The sequence below is a fragment of the Coriobacteriia bacterium genome (genome assembly GCA_041658765.1).
Taxonomy (GTDB): domain Bacteria; phylum Actinomycetota; class Coriobacteriia; order Anaerosomatales; family JBAZZO01; genus JBAZZO01.
The window spans coordinates 81971-95970 of record JBAZZO010000005.1 but is presented as its reverse complement, the minus strand read 5'-3'; the positions used below and the strand labels follow the sequence as shown (position 1 = coordinate 95970).

At 67.8% G+C, this 14000-nt stretch carries 14 protein-coding genes; 12 read left to right on the top strand and 2 right to left on the bottom strand.

From position 1 onward, the window contains the following. Positions 1-243: 243 nt before the first annotated feature. Entirely contained in the window at positions 244-3306 is a 3063-nt protein-coding gene (locus WC971_04825) for an FAD-binding and (Fe-S)-binding domain-containing protein (protein ID MFA5844138.1), read from the top strand. Here the strand turns inward: WC971_04825 and WC971_04820 are convergent. Together WC971_04820 and WC971_04815 are read right to left on the bottom strand one after the other, a co-directional pair. After that, positions 3272-3520: a hypothetical protein gene (locus WC971_04820; protein ID MFA5844137.1), complete on the bottom strand. Its 249-nt coding sequence runs from the start codon at positions 3518-3520 to the stop codon at positions 3272-3274. The genes WC971_04825 and WC971_04820 overlap by 35 nt on opposite strands. Next, complete coding sequence (locus WC971_04815; GenBank protein MFA5844136.1) at positions 3517-4326, bottom strand: helix-turn-helix domain-containing protein; 810 nt, start codon at positions 4324-4326, stop codon at positions 3517-3519. The genes WC971_04820 and WC971_04815 overlap by 4 nt, the downstream gene beginning before the upstream one ends. Before the next feature lie 174 nt (positions 4327-4500). Between WC971_04815 and WC971_04810 the strand changes: the two genes are divergently transcribed. The 11 genes from WC971_04810 (at position 4501) to WC971_04760 (ending at position 13975) form a co-directional block, all read left to right on the top strand. Next, positions 4501-4974 (top strand): PadR family transcriptional regulator, encoded by a 474-nt coding sequence (locus WC971_04810; protein ID MFA5844135.1) that lies wholly within the window; start codon positions 4501-4503, stop codon positions 4972-4974. Then, positions 4971-5348, top strand: a complete 378-nt coding sequence (locus WC971_04805) for a NifB/NifX family molybdenum-iron cluster-binding protein (protein MFA5844134.1) — start codon at positions 4971-4973, stop codon at positions 5346-5348. Before WC971_04810 ends, WC971_04805 begins: the two co-directional genes overlap by 4 nt. Positions 5349-5475: 127 nt before the next feature. Next, positions 5476-6015, top strand: coding sequence for a hypothetical protein (locus tag WC971_04800; protein MFA5844133.1), 540 nt, complete (start codon positions 5476-5478; stop codon positions 6013-6015). A gap of 102 nt (positions 6016-6117) precedes the next feature. After that, on the top strand, positions 6118-6807 hold the full coding sequence (locus WC971_04795; GenBank protein ID MFA5844132.1) for a response regulator transcription factor: 690 nt from the start codon (positions 6118-6120) through the stop codon (positions 6805-6807). Next, the gene (locus WC971_04790) at positions 6804-7904 is read left to right on the top strand and encodes a HAMP domain-containing sensor histidine kinase (GenBank protein ID MFA5844131.1); all 1101 of its coding nucleotides are present in this window, start codon (positions 6804-6806) and stop codon (positions 7902-7904) included. The genes WC971_04795 and WC971_04790 overlap by 4 nt, the downstream gene beginning before the upstream one ends. Positions 7905-7994: 90 nt before the next feature. After that, the gene (locus WC971_04785; GenBank protein ID MFA5844130.1) at positions 7995-8627 is read left to right on the top strand and encodes a transcriptional regulator; all 633 of its coding nucleotides are present in this window, start codon (positions 7995-7997) and stop codon (positions 8625-8627) included. Continuing rightward, positions 8603-9526, top strand: coding sequence for a quinate 5-dehydrogenase (locus tag WC971_04780; GenBank protein ID MFA5844129.1), 924 nt, complete (start codon positions 8603-8605; stop codon positions 9524-9526). The genes WC971_04785 and WC971_04780 overlap by 25 nt, the downstream gene beginning before the upstream one ends. A gap of 173 nt (positions 9527-9699) precedes the next feature. Then, complete coding sequence (locus WC971_04775; protein ID MFA5844128.1) at positions 9700-10386, top strand: cytochrome c maturation protein CcmE; 687 nt, start codon at positions 9700-9702, stop codon at positions 10384-10386. A 48-nt stretch (positions 10387-10434) separates the two neighbouring features. After that, on the top strand, positions 10435-12534 hold the full coding sequence (ccsA, locus tag WC971_04770) for a cytochrome c biogenesis protein CcsA (GenBank protein ID MFA5844127.1): 2100 nt from the start codon (positions 10435-10437) through the stop codon (positions 12532-12534). A gap of 8 nt (positions 12535-12542) precedes the next feature. Then, on the top strand, positions 12543-13274 hold the full coding sequence (locus WC971_04765) for an ABC transporter ATP-binding protein (protein MFA5844126.1): 732 nt from the start codon (positions 12543-12545) through the stop codon (positions 13272-13274). Then, the gene (locus tag WC971_04760; GenBank protein ID MFA5844125.1) at positions 13274-13975 is read left to right on the top strand and encodes a heme exporter protein CcmB; all 702 of its coding nucleotides are present in this window, start codon (positions 13274-13276) and stop codon (positions 13973-13975) included. Before WC971_04765 ends, WC971_04760 begins: the two co-directional genes overlap by 1 nt. Positions 13976-14000 lie beyond the last annotated feature (25 nt).

The following is a 14000-nucleotide window of genomic DNA, read 5'->3' as shown; positions in this document are numbered from 1 at the left end:
ACGCGTCGCCACACTCTCGGGATCGCCGGGCCTTCCGTTGCGGGATGCCGACTGCCGCTTCGCTGATCGAGCGCAAGCCGGACCGGTGTCCCAGTTATTTCTTCCCAAAACGGGCTCCGGATGACGGGATTCGGGAAGAACGGTAGACGAGGCGCGTCCCGGTCTCGTTGACCAGGCATACCCTAATGGGTATACTATCAGGCAGTACTTGCCATTCACACCACAGAAGGAGCGTTTCCAGCGATGGCTGTCATCTCGGACCGGCACGAGTCGGCACTGGCCGGCATCTTCGGCGACCGTATGCGGACCGATAGGGTCGAACGGAAGCTGTACTCGGCCGACATCGGCGAGATGCCGAAGCTCGTCAAGCCGTTCGTTCCCGCAGGCCTGGCCGGCGCGGTCGTCCGTCCGAAAGACGAAGATGAGATCGTCGAGCTCGTGGAGCTCGCCGGCGCCGAGCGCTTGTGTCTCGTGCCCCGCGGCGCGTCCACCTCCGGCTATGGGGGCGTGCTCCCGGTCGAGGGCGCCGTCGTCGTGGACGTCTCGGGCATGCACGCGATCCTCGAGGTGGACGCCGAGCGCAAGACCGCGCGCGTGCAGCCGGGTCTCGTGTGGGAGGATCTTCAGCGCGACATCGAGAAGCAGGGACTGACCCTGCGTCTGTACCCGTCGTCGACGCCGTCGTCGTCCGTCGCGGGTTGGCTCGCGCAGGGCGGCGCCGGCTTCGGCTCCTACGAGTACGGCATGTTCAAGGACAACGTCGTCTCCGCCCGCGTAGTGCTCCCTACCGCGGAGGTGCGCGTATTCTCCGGAGACGACCTGGCGCGCTACATCGCCGACGCGGAGGGCATCACCGGCATCATCACCGAGATCACGGTCATGCTCCGCGAGCTCGAGCCCGAGGTGCACCGCTTGATCGCGTTCCCGGACTCCGCCTCCATCGGCGCGGCGCTCGCCGACATCTCGTCGAGCAAGCTCCCGATCTGGTCGATCACCTTCCTCAATCCCGAGTCCACCAGGTTGAAGAAGCGGCTCCCGCACCGTCACGGGCATCCCTACGAGGAGGCCCACGAGCACTACGAGCCCGAGCTGCCCGACACGTACCTCGCCGTGATCGCGTACCCGTGGTCGCGCCGGCCTCTCGTCAACGACGCCCTGTCGAGGATCGTCGACGCGCGCGGCGGCACGGAGCTTCCCGCGGAAGCGGCAGAGCACGAGTGGGACCAGCGCTTCGCTCCGATGAGACTCAAGCGGATCGGACCGTCGATCATCCCCACCGAGGTCGTGGTCCCGCTGGCCGAGCTCTCGGCCGTCCTGGACGAGATCGCAGCCAAGATCGGGCAGCCGTTCGTGCTCGAGGGGATGGTGGGCGAGGGCGACAAGGTCGTCCTGCTCGGCTTCATCCCCCACGACAGCCGCACGTTCGCTTTCAACGCGGCCTTCGCGCTCTCTCTTTCCGTGATCGGGATCGCGAAGCGGCACGGCGGTTCCGCGTACTCCACCGGGCTGTACTTCCGCCGGGAGGCGGTCTCCGTGCTCGGAGAGCAGCGGGTCCACGACCTGACGGAGTTCAAGCGCCTGGTCGACCCGCGCGGCATCATGAACCCCAAGAAAGTGCTGGGCAAGGGCGTCATCGACGCGATCATGGGTGCGGCTTCGGCCTTCGAGCCCCTGATCCGCCCCATCGCGAACGCGTCCAAACCGCCCGCGACCGTGAAGCTCGCCGAGAAGCGCGGTATCCCGGCCGACGTCGCGTACTACGCCTACGCCTGCGCGCAGTGCGGCTACTGCGTCCACACGTGCGAGGAGTACTCCGGCCGCGGCTGGATGAGCCACTCGCCGCGCGGCAAGTACCTCTACCTGCGCGAGGTCATGGAGGGGCGCGAGAAGTTCGATCAGAGGATGGTCGACACGTTCCTCGTCTGCACGACGTGCGAGGTCTGCAACACGCGCTGCCAGCTGCAACTGCCGGTCGAGCACTCCTGGATGGAGATGCGCGGACGGCTCGTGCACGACGAGGGGCGCATGACCTTCCCGCCCTTCGAGATGATGGCCGCCTCGCTCCGTGGCGAGCGCGACATCTGGGCGGGCAAGGCTCAGCACCGGGCCGACTGGGTGCCCGGCGACCTCGCGAAGCCGCTCGCCGACTCCGGCCCGGTCATGTACTTCGCGGGGTGCACCGCGAGCTTCGTCAACACCGACGTGGCCGAAGCGAGCGTGCGACTGCTCACCGACGCCGGCTACGAGCTCTCCTACATGGGCGATCAGGAGGCATGCTGCGGCATCCCGATGAAGGTCGCCGGGAAGTGGGACCTCTTCGAGGAGATCTACGAACACAACACCACCGAGGCGAAGAAGCGCGGCGCGAAGACGATCGTGACCTCGTGCCCCGCATGCGCGCTCGTGTGGAAGGAGATGTACGCCGACCTCGCTCGCGAGCGTGGCGACGACTTCCCGTTCGAGGTGAAGCACTACTCCGAACTCGTCGCGCCGGCCATAGCCGACGGTCGGCTCGTGCTCGATCACGAGGTCGACGCGAAGGTCGCGTTCCACGACTCGTGTCACATGGGCCGGGCGCAGGGCGTGTACGAGCCGCCGCGCGACATGATCAAGGCCATGCCGGGAGTCGAGCTCGTCGAGATGGAGCACAACCGCGAAGAAGGGCTCTGTTGCGGTTCCGTGCTCACTCTCATCGGCGAGAAGCCGATCGCGCCGGTCCTCGGCGGGGCGCGGCTCCAGGAAGCGATCGACGTCGGGGTGGACAAGCTGGTGGCGCTCTGCCCGTGTTGCCAGGTGCAGCTGCGCGACTCGGCGCTCAAGAACGGCCTCGACATCCAGGTGGACGACCTCGCGCGCTTCGTCGCGGAGGCGAGAGGCTACGAGATCCCGAGCTCCACGGACCACTCGATGTACATGTGGGGCTTCTTCGACAAGTTCATCGACCTGATGAAGCCCGAGGAGATGGCGGGTGTAATGGCCGAGATCTTCCCGCAGATGATGGATGCGATGCCGCCCGGCATGAAGCCGATGATGAAGGCGATGAAGCACGTTCCCGGCGGACTCGCGATGATGTCGAGGATGATGCCGCTGCTGTTCCCGCTCATGGTCGACGGCATAATGGCGAAGGTCATGCCCGACATGATCGAGGCTGTGGGCCGCCGCATCGGCGAGATGCCTCAGGACATGACGGACCTCATGCCGGGCCTCCTGCCCGAGACGATGGGTTCGCTCATGCCGAATTACCTGCCGCTGCTCATCCCGCACATCACGCCTAAGATGATCGAGTACATACGTGCCGAGATGTAGGTCGGTACTCGTAGTGGCGCGACCCCAGCCGCACGAGCCGCCCCGACTCCGCTCGCTCGCGCACCGAAGCGACAGCGAACTCGTAGAGGATCCGGTCCTCGATCGGATCGCGCGGCTTGCGGCGCGGCGAGCGCGGCTCCTGCGCGACCAGGACCGCCATGCGGAAGTTGCGCGTCTGCATCGCGCGCCACTCCTCGATCGTCTGCATCCTCATGGCCGGTCCGCTAGCATCTCTCGCAGCCTCTCGAGCACGCCTGCGGCCTCTGCGCGCTGCTCCAGGTACGCTAAGTCCAGCTCGGGCGCGGTCACGACCATCACCTTCGTCCACCGGCATGACTCGGTGTCGTTCCAGTGCATGCACGCATTCAGTCGGTCGATGATCAGGTCCTCGATGCCGAGGACGTACGCATCGATCCCGGCGATCCGGATGCCGAAGACGCGCTCGCGTTCGGACGGCTCCAGCTGACCACCCGGTACCTCGACCGCGAACTTGAGCTCCGCGTCGTACCAGTGACGCTCCTCGCGCACGAAACCCCACGACTCGAGTACCTGGGCGACCGGCTCTGACGCGCCGACGAGGTCGATGTCGAGCGTGCCGTAGTTGCCGGCGGTGTAGTACTGCACGGCGAACCCGCCGACGACGACCGGCGCGCTCCACCCGAGCGCTACGACGCCCTTCGCGAGTAGCGAGACGAGCCTCAGCCGGCGTTCCACGATCTCATCGACGCCCGCGAGCGCGGCCTCGAGATCGGCGCGCGATGGGATCGCGCCTTCCTCGGCGGCGATCGACGTACGCCCCGCGACCTCCGGGTAGGGATATGGTCCCGGAACGGTCGACCCGCTCGCCTCGGGTCGACGCTGCGTGCGGCCTAGCCAGTCCTCGAGGTCCGAGGGGCGCACGCGCCACAGCCGCCCGACCTTGACAGCGGGCAGCTCGCTCGCTCGCACCTTGTTGTACACGGTGCGCTCGGTCACGCCCAGGTAGGCGGCGACGCGTGCTACGTCCCAGAGTCCGTCCATGGACTCAGGATAGCACCTATAGGAACATAGCGGAACCGATAGGAACCGCGACCGCTAGTCCCTGGGGTCGCCGAGGGCAGGGTATACCCAGGCGTTGGCGGCGTTGGCTCTCGTCGTGGCTAGGTGTACTATGCATCTATATGCACGTCGATCAGATTCCGAGAGAGGTTCCCCATGTGCGGACAAGAGAGCGACTGCTGCGGGCACGCCGCGCACCACGAGACCGGGCACGGACCCGGACACGGTCACGACCACGGCGCAGCGTGCGGCTGCCGGGGCCGCACGCGCGGTGTGGGCGGCCAGGGCGGCGGCGCCGTGATCGAGCCCGCCGTGCTCGCTGCCCTGCTGCGCGACTGCGGCCACGGCTACGACCTGCGCAAGACCATCGAGGACCTCGGCAACGGCTCTATCAGCGTCGACCCGGGCGGACTCTACCGGACGCTGCGCAGGCTCGAGGATGATGGTTTCGTGAGTTCGTCATGGATCGAGAGCGAGGCAGGTCCGCAGCGCCGCACGTACGAACTGAACGCGGAAGGGCGTGACCTGGCTCGCGATTGGATCGCGCATCTTCGTACCCGAGTGAGCGCGTCGGCGCGGATCGCCGACCTGCTCGAGCAGGGACTCGCCGAAGGAGGCACCGGACGATGACCGACACACTGCGCATAGCCGTTCCTACCGAGGGTGAGGGCGGCGCCGATGCCCCGCGCTCTGCCCATTTCGGGCACTCCGGTTCGTTCACGCTGGTCGACGTCGCCGACGGCGCCATCGTGTCCGTCTCCGTCCTGGAGAACGGGCCACACGATCATGGCGCCTGCGGTTCGATCGTGGACCGGCTCGCTGCCGTCGGCGTCGGGGCGGTCATCGCGGGAGGCATGGGCGGCGGTCCGAGAGCCGGTTTCGCGGCTGCGGGCATCCCGGTGTTCTTCGACGCCGACGCGCCCACGCCGGGCGCGGCCGTGACCGCGTATCTCGGCGGAACGCAGGAGACGTTCGGCGACGACCATCAGTGTCGCGGGCATTAGGACGCCGAGCGCGTTTCCTTCACCACACCGCCGCTCCGCGTTCACGAGTCCTTCGAATCCGCGCGGGATACTTCTCCATGACGGTGCGCGAAGGTCGTGCCGCGGACAGACAAGTGGAGGTAGCACGATGAGCAAAGGAAAGGTAGCCATCTTCGTGGCCGCGGCGCTCGTCGCCGGGCTCGCTCTCGGTAGCGTCGGTATCGCCTCGGCAGCCACGTCGGCGACGAGGACCGCGGGTCCGGTCGCGGGCTTCGTCGGGATCTGCCGCACTGCCGGTGCGTCGCTCGCGGATGTCGTCGCGAGACTGACCGGCAAGACGACCGCGGACATCTACGCCGAGCGCAAGGCGGGCAAGTCGTTCGCGACGATCGCGTCCGAGAACGGCGTCTCGTCGGCTACGGTCGTCTCCGAAGCGTTGAGGGCCCGCAAAGCGGCGCTCGACGCGGCCGTTGCGGCCGGGACGATCACGCGTGCACGGGCCGACCTCATGTACGACCGCATGGACGACCGGATCCCGGCTCGCGTCGACAGCGCGGCTCCGGCCGGTTGTGACGGCACCGGTCCCGGTGCCGGACGTGGCCAGGGTCGCGGCATGATGGGCGGCGGGTCCGGCGGCAGCCGTGGCGCCGGTGCCGGCGCGTGTGGCGGCGCCTGCGCCAACCAGTAGCACCGCACGACTCCCGGGGCGGGTCCGCGAACGCGGGTCCGCCCCGTTTGCGCTCGTAAGGCGTGCGGGCGCACGATAACCCCCAGAGAGGAGGACCTCGCCATGCCACGCACCATCCTCGTCGCCGACGACAACCCGAAGATCGTCGAGGTCCTCACGGCGTATCTGACCGCCGACGGGTTCGAGGTGGTCACGGCGGCCGACGGCGCCGCGGCCGAGGCCGCCGTGGCGAAGCGAGTGCCGGACCTCGCCCTCCTCGACATCATGATGCCGGGCGTCGACGGCATCGAGCTGACGAAGCGGTTCCAGCGTGAGCACGGTCTTCCGGTCATCCTCATCACCGCCCGCAGCGACGAGATCGACCGCCTCATCGGGCTCGAGGTCGGTGCCGACGACTACATCTCGAAGCCCTTCAGCCCGCGCGAGGTAGTGGCGCGCGTCAAGGCGGTGCTGCGCCGCGCGGAACATACCGGGGCGATCGGCGGCGCGGTTCTTCGCATCGGCACGCTCGAGGTCGACCCGGACGCACGCCGCGTGACCATCGACGGCGCGCCCGTCGATCTCACCCGCACCGAGTTCGACGTCCTCGCTACGCTCGCCGCCCGCCCCGGGCGCGTCTACACGCGCATGCAACTCATGGAGGCTGCGCAAGGCGACGCCTTCGAAGGCTACGAGCGCACCATCGACGCCCACGTGAAGAACCTGCGCCGCAAGATCGGCGACGATCCGCGCTCGCCGCGTTTCGTCCAGACGGTGTTCGGAGTGGGTTACAAGTTGGAGGAAAGGCCGTGAAACGGCCGCTGCTCGTCCAGGCTTTCCTCGCGATGCTCGTCGTCGCGCTGCTCACGGTGGTGCTGTCCGGGCTCATCACCCGGACATTGTTCTCGTCCGCCTTCCAAGGCTACCTGGATACCCTGCCGCGGCCCGCCGGCCAAGGCATGGGCATGGGGCGTCACATGATGCTCGGAGGTGCCGAGCAGGCGTTCCTCGGCTCGGTCGACCGCGGGATCCTCGTCGGCGCGCTGATCGCCATCGGGCTGGCCGGCGTGGCGGCATGGGTCGTGGCCTACTACCTCACGCGTCCTATCGAGCGGCTGACCGCCGCGACGCGCATGCTCGCGGGCGGTGATCTGACGCATCGCGTGGACGTGGGCGGTCCTGGCGAGGTGGCCGCGCTCGGCGAAGCGTTCAACGATATGGCCGACTCGCTCGCGGAGTCCGAGGAACTGCGAAGGCGGCTCGTCGCCGATGTCGCGCACGAGCTACGCAATCCGATCGCCTCACTGCGCGCGCAGGCCGAGGGGATCGCCGAGGGTGTTCTCGTCGCGGACGAGCGCAGGCTGGGCTCTCTCGCGGACGACACGCGCCACCTGTCACGCCTCGTGGAGGACCTCCAGGAGCTCTCCGCCGCCGAGGCGGGTCAGCTGCGCTACGAGATGCAGTCGACCGACCTCGCCGCGCTCGCGTGCGGTGAGGTGGATCGTGCCCGTGTCCGCGCTCGCGCGACCGTCGAGCTACGCTGCGAAGCCGACTCCGCCATCATGGTCGACGGCGACGAGGGCCGACTGGGCCAGGTGCTGCGCAACCTCATCGACAACGCCCTGCGACACACGGAGACCGGCAGCGTGACCGTCTCGTGCGCGGCGACCGACGGCCACGCGCGGGTGGAGGTGCGCGATACCGGCGAAGGGATCCCCGACGCCGACCTTCCCCACATCTTCGAGCGTTTCTACCGTGCGGACACCGCTCGGGCATGCGACACCGGCGGCAGCGGTGTGGGCCTGGCCGTGTCGCGGCGCATCGTCGAAGACCACGGCGGCAAGGTCTTCGCCTCGAACGCCTCGGGGGGCGGGGCGGTCGTGGGCTTCGAGGTCCCGCTCGCCTGCTGAGACCCGGGCTCCTGCCCGTCTTCCTCTCCCCCTGTCGTATACTCCTCGTGCACGTTCCTGTGCACACGCGCGCTTCGGCGTGCGTCCGGCGTGAGGGGGGACCGCGTGCGGCTCTACCGCATCGGTGAGAAGGTCATCAGCCGCGAGAAGCTCTCGCGCATGGTCTCGGACGTCCTAGAGGCGCGCGAGGCGGGCGCCACGCAGGAGGAGGTCGCGGTCGCCCACGGCGTCCAGCGCACGTTCGTCTCCTTCCTCGAGTCGCTCGGCGAGGTCCGCCGGGGGCCTCGTGTCGCGCTCGTCGCCTTCCCGGTCGCCAACGTCGAGGCGGTCCTGGACGTCGCCGATGAGTGCGCCGTCGACTTCACGCTCGTCTTCTCCCAGGCCGAGCGCGAGGGCCTCGAGAGCGGTCCGGCCGCCAAGATGTTCAACTCCGTACTCGACACGCTCGCGACGCTTCGCGACTTCGACGTCATCGTGCTCATGGCGAGCGATTGGCGCATCAGCACCGTCGAGAAGATCCTCGGCCGCGAGGTCGTCGGCATCCCGCTCGGTCATTCTCCGCTGCGTGCGGACGTGACCGTCGATCTCGACGAGCTGCGCGAGCTGCTCCACGACGTCACCGCCCCCACCGGACCGGACAGGCGCGCGCAGCGCCTCGCCGGCGCCGTCATCGAGAAGGCCCGCGAGACCGCCGGGAGGTGGACGCCATCAAAGAGGTCGTGAGCATCAGCATCGGCTCCTCGAAGCGCGATCACGAGGTCGAGATCGAGCTTCTGGGAGAGAGCTTCCGCATCCGCAGGGAGGGCACCGACGGCGACATGGAGCGCGCGGCCGCGCGTTTCGCGGAGCTCGACGGGAAGGTCGACGCTTTCGGGCTCGGCGGCGTCGACCTCTACCTGCGCGCCGACGGCCACGATTACTGGTTCCGTGACGGCCGTCGCATCACGCGCGCCGTCAAGCGCACGCCGGTCCTCGACGGATCGGGCCTCAAGGGCGCCGTCGAGGCGTCGGTCCCGCGATACCTGCGCGAGGAGCTCGGTATCGAACTGCGCGGCAAGAAGGTCCTCATGACGTCGGCGGTCGACCGGTGGGGCATGGCCGAGGGCCTTCGCGACGCCGGGTGCGAACTCGTCTTCGGAGACCTTCTCTACGCCCTCGGCATACCGGTCCTCATCAAGCGCTGGACGTCGCTGCGCGTGCTCGCGCGCATACTCATGCCCGCGGTGGCGCTGATGCCGTTCGCGTGGCTCTACCCGCTCGGTTCCGACCAGGAGAAGCCGGTGCAGACGGGTAAGCACGAGGACATGTACCGGTGGGCGGACATCATCGCGGGCGACTACCAGTACGTGCGCAAGTACATGCCGGAGGACATGCGCGGGAAGTGGGTCATCACGAACACGACCACCGCGGCGGATGTCGACTTCCTTCGTTCGCGCGGCATCGAACTGCTCGTGACGAGCACGCCGCGACTGCAGGGCCGTTCTTTCGGCACGAACGTCATCGAGGCCACGATGGTCGCGCTCAAGGGCGCGAAAGGACAGCTCTCGACGCCGGAGTACGCGCAACTGCTCGCCGATGTCGGCTTCAAGCCGGACGTGCTGCGGCTGCAGGAGACCGGCTGAGCGCGGCCGCAAGACCGGCACCCCGTTTGCTCGCTTGTGCTACCATCTACAATCGTTCAGGCAAGCAGGTGGAATGCGGTGCGTCTCTCCGCACCCTTCCGGCGCGCACAGGCACGCGTCGCCCGGTTCATCCCCTGCGCTTCGACGACATGACCGCGGAGGAGTGAGCGCGTGTGAACAGGCGGGCCCGCAACAGGCTGATCGGCGTCACTGCCATAATCCTCGTCGCCATCGCGGCGATATTCTTCGGGTCGAGCCAAGGTGAGAACGGCGGCGCCTACTACAAGACGGTCGGACAGGTCGTCAAGGACCGCTCGCTCGTCGGCAAGCGCGTCAAGGTCGGGGGTACCGTCGTCGCGGGCTCGTGGGACAAGAAAGCCCGCCCCATGAAGTTCCGCATCCGCGAGGAGAAGAAGGCCGACGGCCCGGTCATCGCCGTCATCTACGACGGCGCCGTGCCCGCGACGTTCGGCGACGGTACGGTGGCTATCGTCACGGGTATCGTCAACGAGGACGGCACCATCCAGGCGAAGGACATGATCACCAAGTGCCCCTCGAAGTACGAGTCCGCCAAGACGGCGCTGTCCATCACCGACCTGCTCGCCTCGCCCACCAGCGTCGGCAAGCCCGTCAAGCTGACCGGCTACGTCGTCGCGGGTTCGCTCAAGACCGCCGGGGACGCCGAGCGCTTCCGCGTCCAGGCGAGTGCCATGGGCGGCAAGGAACTCCCGGTCGCGTTCGACGCCGCCATGCCGGCCGGCTTCAAGGACGGAGCCAGGGTGGTTCTCGGCGGCGCGCTCGGCACGGACGGCACGTTCGACGCCACGAGCGTCTCGATAGCGGTCGGCGGCGGCCTGTAGGCCGCGCGCGGAGCGGCCGGGGATGACGAGAGAGAGCGGAGACCGCACATGCGATCGACCGGAGTCGGAAACCTGTTCCTGCTGCTCGGCCTGATCTCGTCCGTCGTCGCCATAGCGTCGCTCGTCTGGGGCGCTCTGCGGCGCGACGACGAACAGGGCGAGCAACTCACGAACACCGGATACATCGCGACCTTCGCGTCGCTGGCCTTCGTCACGTTCGCGACGGGCCTCCTGCTCGCGGCGTTCTTCGGCGAGAACTTCGCGTTCAAGTACGTCGCCGAGAACCACAGCACGGACGTCTCGCGCCTGTGGTGGCTCTATCGCATCTCGGGCGTGTGGGCCGGTCGCGAGGGCTCGCTGCTCTTCTGGGAGTGGCTGCTCTCCGGATTCGCGGCCTACGTCGCCTACAAGCGGATGTCCGAGACGGACCGGCTCTCGAACATCGCGCTCGCCGTGACGAACTTCGTGCAGGTCTTCTTCCTCGTGGCTCTCTTCATCGAGAAGAACAACCCCTTCAAGGTGACGCCCACCGACTGGATCGACCCGGCGACCGGGAAACTGCTCGTGAACGCGGCGATGAACCCGCTGCTGCAGCACTGGGCGATGATCTTCCATCCGCCGACGCTGTTCATCGGCTATGCGGGGATGACGATCCCGTTCGCGTACGCGATGGCCGCCCTCATCACGGGCGATTCGTCGAAGAAGTGGGTCGAGCACGTCGACCGGATCACGGTCTTCGTGTGGCTCTTCCTGGGCATCGGCATCGGTCTCGGGGCCGTGTGGGCGTACGTCGTCCTCGGCTGGGGCGGCTACTGGGCGTGGGACCCGGTCGAGAACGCCTCGCTGCTGCCGTGGCTGACCGGCGTCGGGCTGCTGCACAGCTTCACGGTCTACAAGCGGCGCGACGGCTTCAAGAAGTGGGCGATCATGCTCGCCACGGTGAGCTTCGTCCTCGTGCTGCTCGGCACGTTCATCACGCGCTCCGGCGTCGTCCAGTCGGTGCATGCCTTCGAGCAGGACCCGCTGTCGTTCTGGCTCTTCCTCGGGATGATGGGCGGCGCGCTGCTCGCGGGCGGCATCGGACTCTTATTGCGCGGCGACACGTTCGCGGGCGCGGACGAGTTCGACAGCTTGCTCTCCAAGGAGAGCTCCTACTACTTCAACAACGTCCTCATGCTCGTCGCCTCGCTGCTCACGGCCTATCTCACCGTCACCTCGGCCCTTCCGAAGTGGCTCCCTGGAGGTGGCCAGTCGTTCGGCGCGGCGACCTACGACGCCGTCGCGAGGCCGGTCGGCATCTTCTACGTGCTCATCATGGCGGTCTGCCCGATCCTCGCATGGAAGATGACCGAGCCCTCGACGTTCTGGAAGCGCGCGCAGTGGCCGCTGGTCGGCACCGCCGGCCTCGGGGCGTTGCTGATGGTCGTGTGGCGCGTGGTCCTCTGGCCGAACTGGGCCGCCGAGTACGCGAAGTTGCATCCGACTGGCGGTCCCATGCCACCCCCGCTGGCCGACCCGGTCCATGGGTGGATGGCGGTCATCGGGCTGCTCGTCGGCGCCCTCGCGGTGAGCATGTCCGTCTACCTCTTCGTCGACGGCGCTCTCAAGCGCGCATCCGCGCGCGAGGAGTCGTTCGGGGTCGCTCTCTGGAACATCCTCGTCAAGGCGCGCAGCCAGTCCGGCGGGTACCTCACCCACCTGGGCATCGGCGTCATCCTCATCGGACTCGTCGGGTCGACGATGTTCGTCCACGACATCCCGGCGACGCTCCCGTCGAAGGCCGGCGCCTCGTTCGCCGCCGGCGACTACACGTTCGCGTTCGCCGACATCGTCCGCCAGGTGCGGCCGAACGGTGACGAACTCAATGCGGTCCGCTACAACGTCACGCGCGGCGGCAAGCCCGCGGGGACCATCCAGCCGAGCCAGCTATACCACGCGGTGCAGGAGCAGGCGACGGTCAACGTCGACATCATCTACGAGCCGCTTCGCGACGTCTTCGTCATCCTCGAGGCGGTCTCGGACGACGGCCAGATCTCGATGAACGTGAAGATCAACCCGCTCATCGGGTTCGTGTGGACGGGCTTCCTCATAACCATCATCGGGACCGCGCTGGCCGTCTGGCCGAAGCGCCGCGCCCTGGCCGCCTGAGGTCGCGGATGACGTCCGAGGGGGCGCCCGCGCTCGCTCTCGAGGTCCGGGACCTGTCCCGGGCGTTCGGAGCGCGCAAGGCGCTCGACGGGGTCTCGCTCGACCTGCCGGTCGGCGCGTTCCTCTCCATCTTCGGGCCGAACGGCGCGGGTAAGACGACGCTCGTCAAGGTGCTCACCACGCTCATGCCGCCCAGTTCGGGGTCGGTCAAGGTGCTCGGCGCGGACGTCGTGACCGACGCGGTCGGGCTGAGGAGCCGGATCGGGCTCATCAGCCACAACCCGCTGCTCTACCCCGACCTCACCGCCGAGGAGAACCTGCTGTTCTTCGCGCAGATGTACGGTCTTTCCCAGCCGGAGTCGCGCGTCGACGAGCTGCTGCGCGACGTCGAGCTCGACCATCGCCGCCTCGACGTCGTGAGCTCGTTCTCGCGGGGCATGCTCCAGCGCCTCTCCATCGCTCGCGCGCTGCTGCACCGGCCGGAGATCCTCTTCCTCGACGAGCCGTACTCTGGTCTCGACCCTCACGCCGTGGACATCCTCGACGGGCTCATCGCCGAGGTGCGCACACACCATACGTTCGTCATGGTCAGCCACGACCTCGCGAAGGGTCTCGAGCTGTGCACGCACGCGCTGATCCTCGCGAAGGGCTCGGTCGTGCTCTTCGAGCGCACCGAGGACCTCGACCCGGATGCGTTCGCCGCGACGTACCGCTCGGTCGTCGGGATGGGGGTGGCCTGATGGGCGGCCTGTCGTGGAGGCAGTTCAAGGCGATCCTGCGCAAGGACATCGTCATGGAGCTGCGCACCAAGGAGATGCTCACCTCCATGGGGCTCTACACGCTGCTCACCATGGTCGTCTACCAGGTGGCGCTCTCTCAGGCGGGCTCCGCTTTCGACACGCGCGACATCGCCGGTGGCCTCGTGTGGCTGACGTTCATCTTCACCTCGATGCTCGGCCTCAACCGGTCGCTGGTCCACGAGAAGGACCAGGGGTGCATCGAGGCGCTGCTGCTCTCGCCGGTCGATCGTCCGGTGATCTTTTTCGCGAAGGCGGCCGGCAACCTCATCTTCCTGCTGATCGTGGAGGCCATCTCGCTGCCCGTCTTCGGCTTCCTCTTCCTGCGGGGAGAGGGCTTCACCGGTTCCATCGCCCTCATGCCGCTCGTGCTCGTGCTCGCTTCGGTGGGCATCGCCGGGGTCGGGACGCTGCTCGCGACGATGTCGGTGAACACCAAGGGCAAGGACGTCGTCCTTGCCGTGCTCTTCATCCCGCTCATGTACCCGCTGCTGCTCGGGGCGGTCTCCGCGACCTCCGTGCTCATCAACGGGACGGCCGACGCCGTGCCCGCATTCTGGCGCGCGCTGGCGACGGTCGCCGGGTATGATGGCATAATGCTGTTGGCGGCATTCGGCCTCTACGAGTTCATCGTCGGGGCCTGAAGGCGGCCTCGAGCGCACCGGCGAT

What these genes read in the sequence shown, in the direction of transcription:
- WC971_04825 (MFA5844138.1), top strand. Translation starts at nt 244, where the DNA reads ATGGCTGTCATCTCGGACCGGCACGAGTCGGCACTGGCCGGCATCTTC.
- WC971_04820 (MFA5844137.1), bottom strand. Translation starts at nt 3,520, where the DNA reads ATGAGGATGCAGACGATCGAGGAGTGGCGCGCGATGCAGACGCGCAAC.
- WC971_04815 (MFA5844136.1), bottom strand. Translation starts at nt 4,326, where the DNA reads ATGGACGGACTCTGGGACGTAGCACGCGTCGCCGCCTACCTGGGCGTG.
- WC971_04810 (MFA5844135.1), top strand. Translation starts at nt 4,501, where the DNA reads ATGTGCGGACAAGAGAGCGACTGCTGCGGGCACGCCGCGCACCACGAG.
- WC971_04805 (MFA5844134.1), top strand. Translation starts at nt 4,971, where the DNA reads ATGACCGACACACTGCGCATAGCCGTTCCTACCGAGGGTGAGGGCGGC.
- WC971_04800 (MFA5844133.1), top strand. Translation starts at nt 5,476, where the DNA reads ATGAGCAAAGGAAAGGTAGCCATCTTCGTGGCCGCGGCGCTCGTCGCC.
- WC971_04795 (MFA5844132.1), top strand. Translation starts at nt 6,118, where the DNA reads ATGCCACGCACCATCCTCGTCGCCGACGACAACCCGAAGATCGTCGAG.
- ccsA (MFA5844127.1), top strand. Translation starts at nt 10,435, where the DNA reads ATGCGATCGACCGGAGTCGGAAACCTGTTCCTGCTGCTCGGCCTGATC.
- WC971_04765 (MFA5844126.1), top strand. Translation starts at nt 12,543, where the DNA reads ATGACGTCCGAGGGGGCGCCCGCGCTCGCTCTCGAGGTCCGGGACCTG.
- WC971_04760 (MFA5844125.1), top strand. Translation starts at nt 13,274, where the DNA reads ATGGGCGGCCTGTCGTGGAGGCAGTTCAAGGCGATCCTGCGCAAGGAC.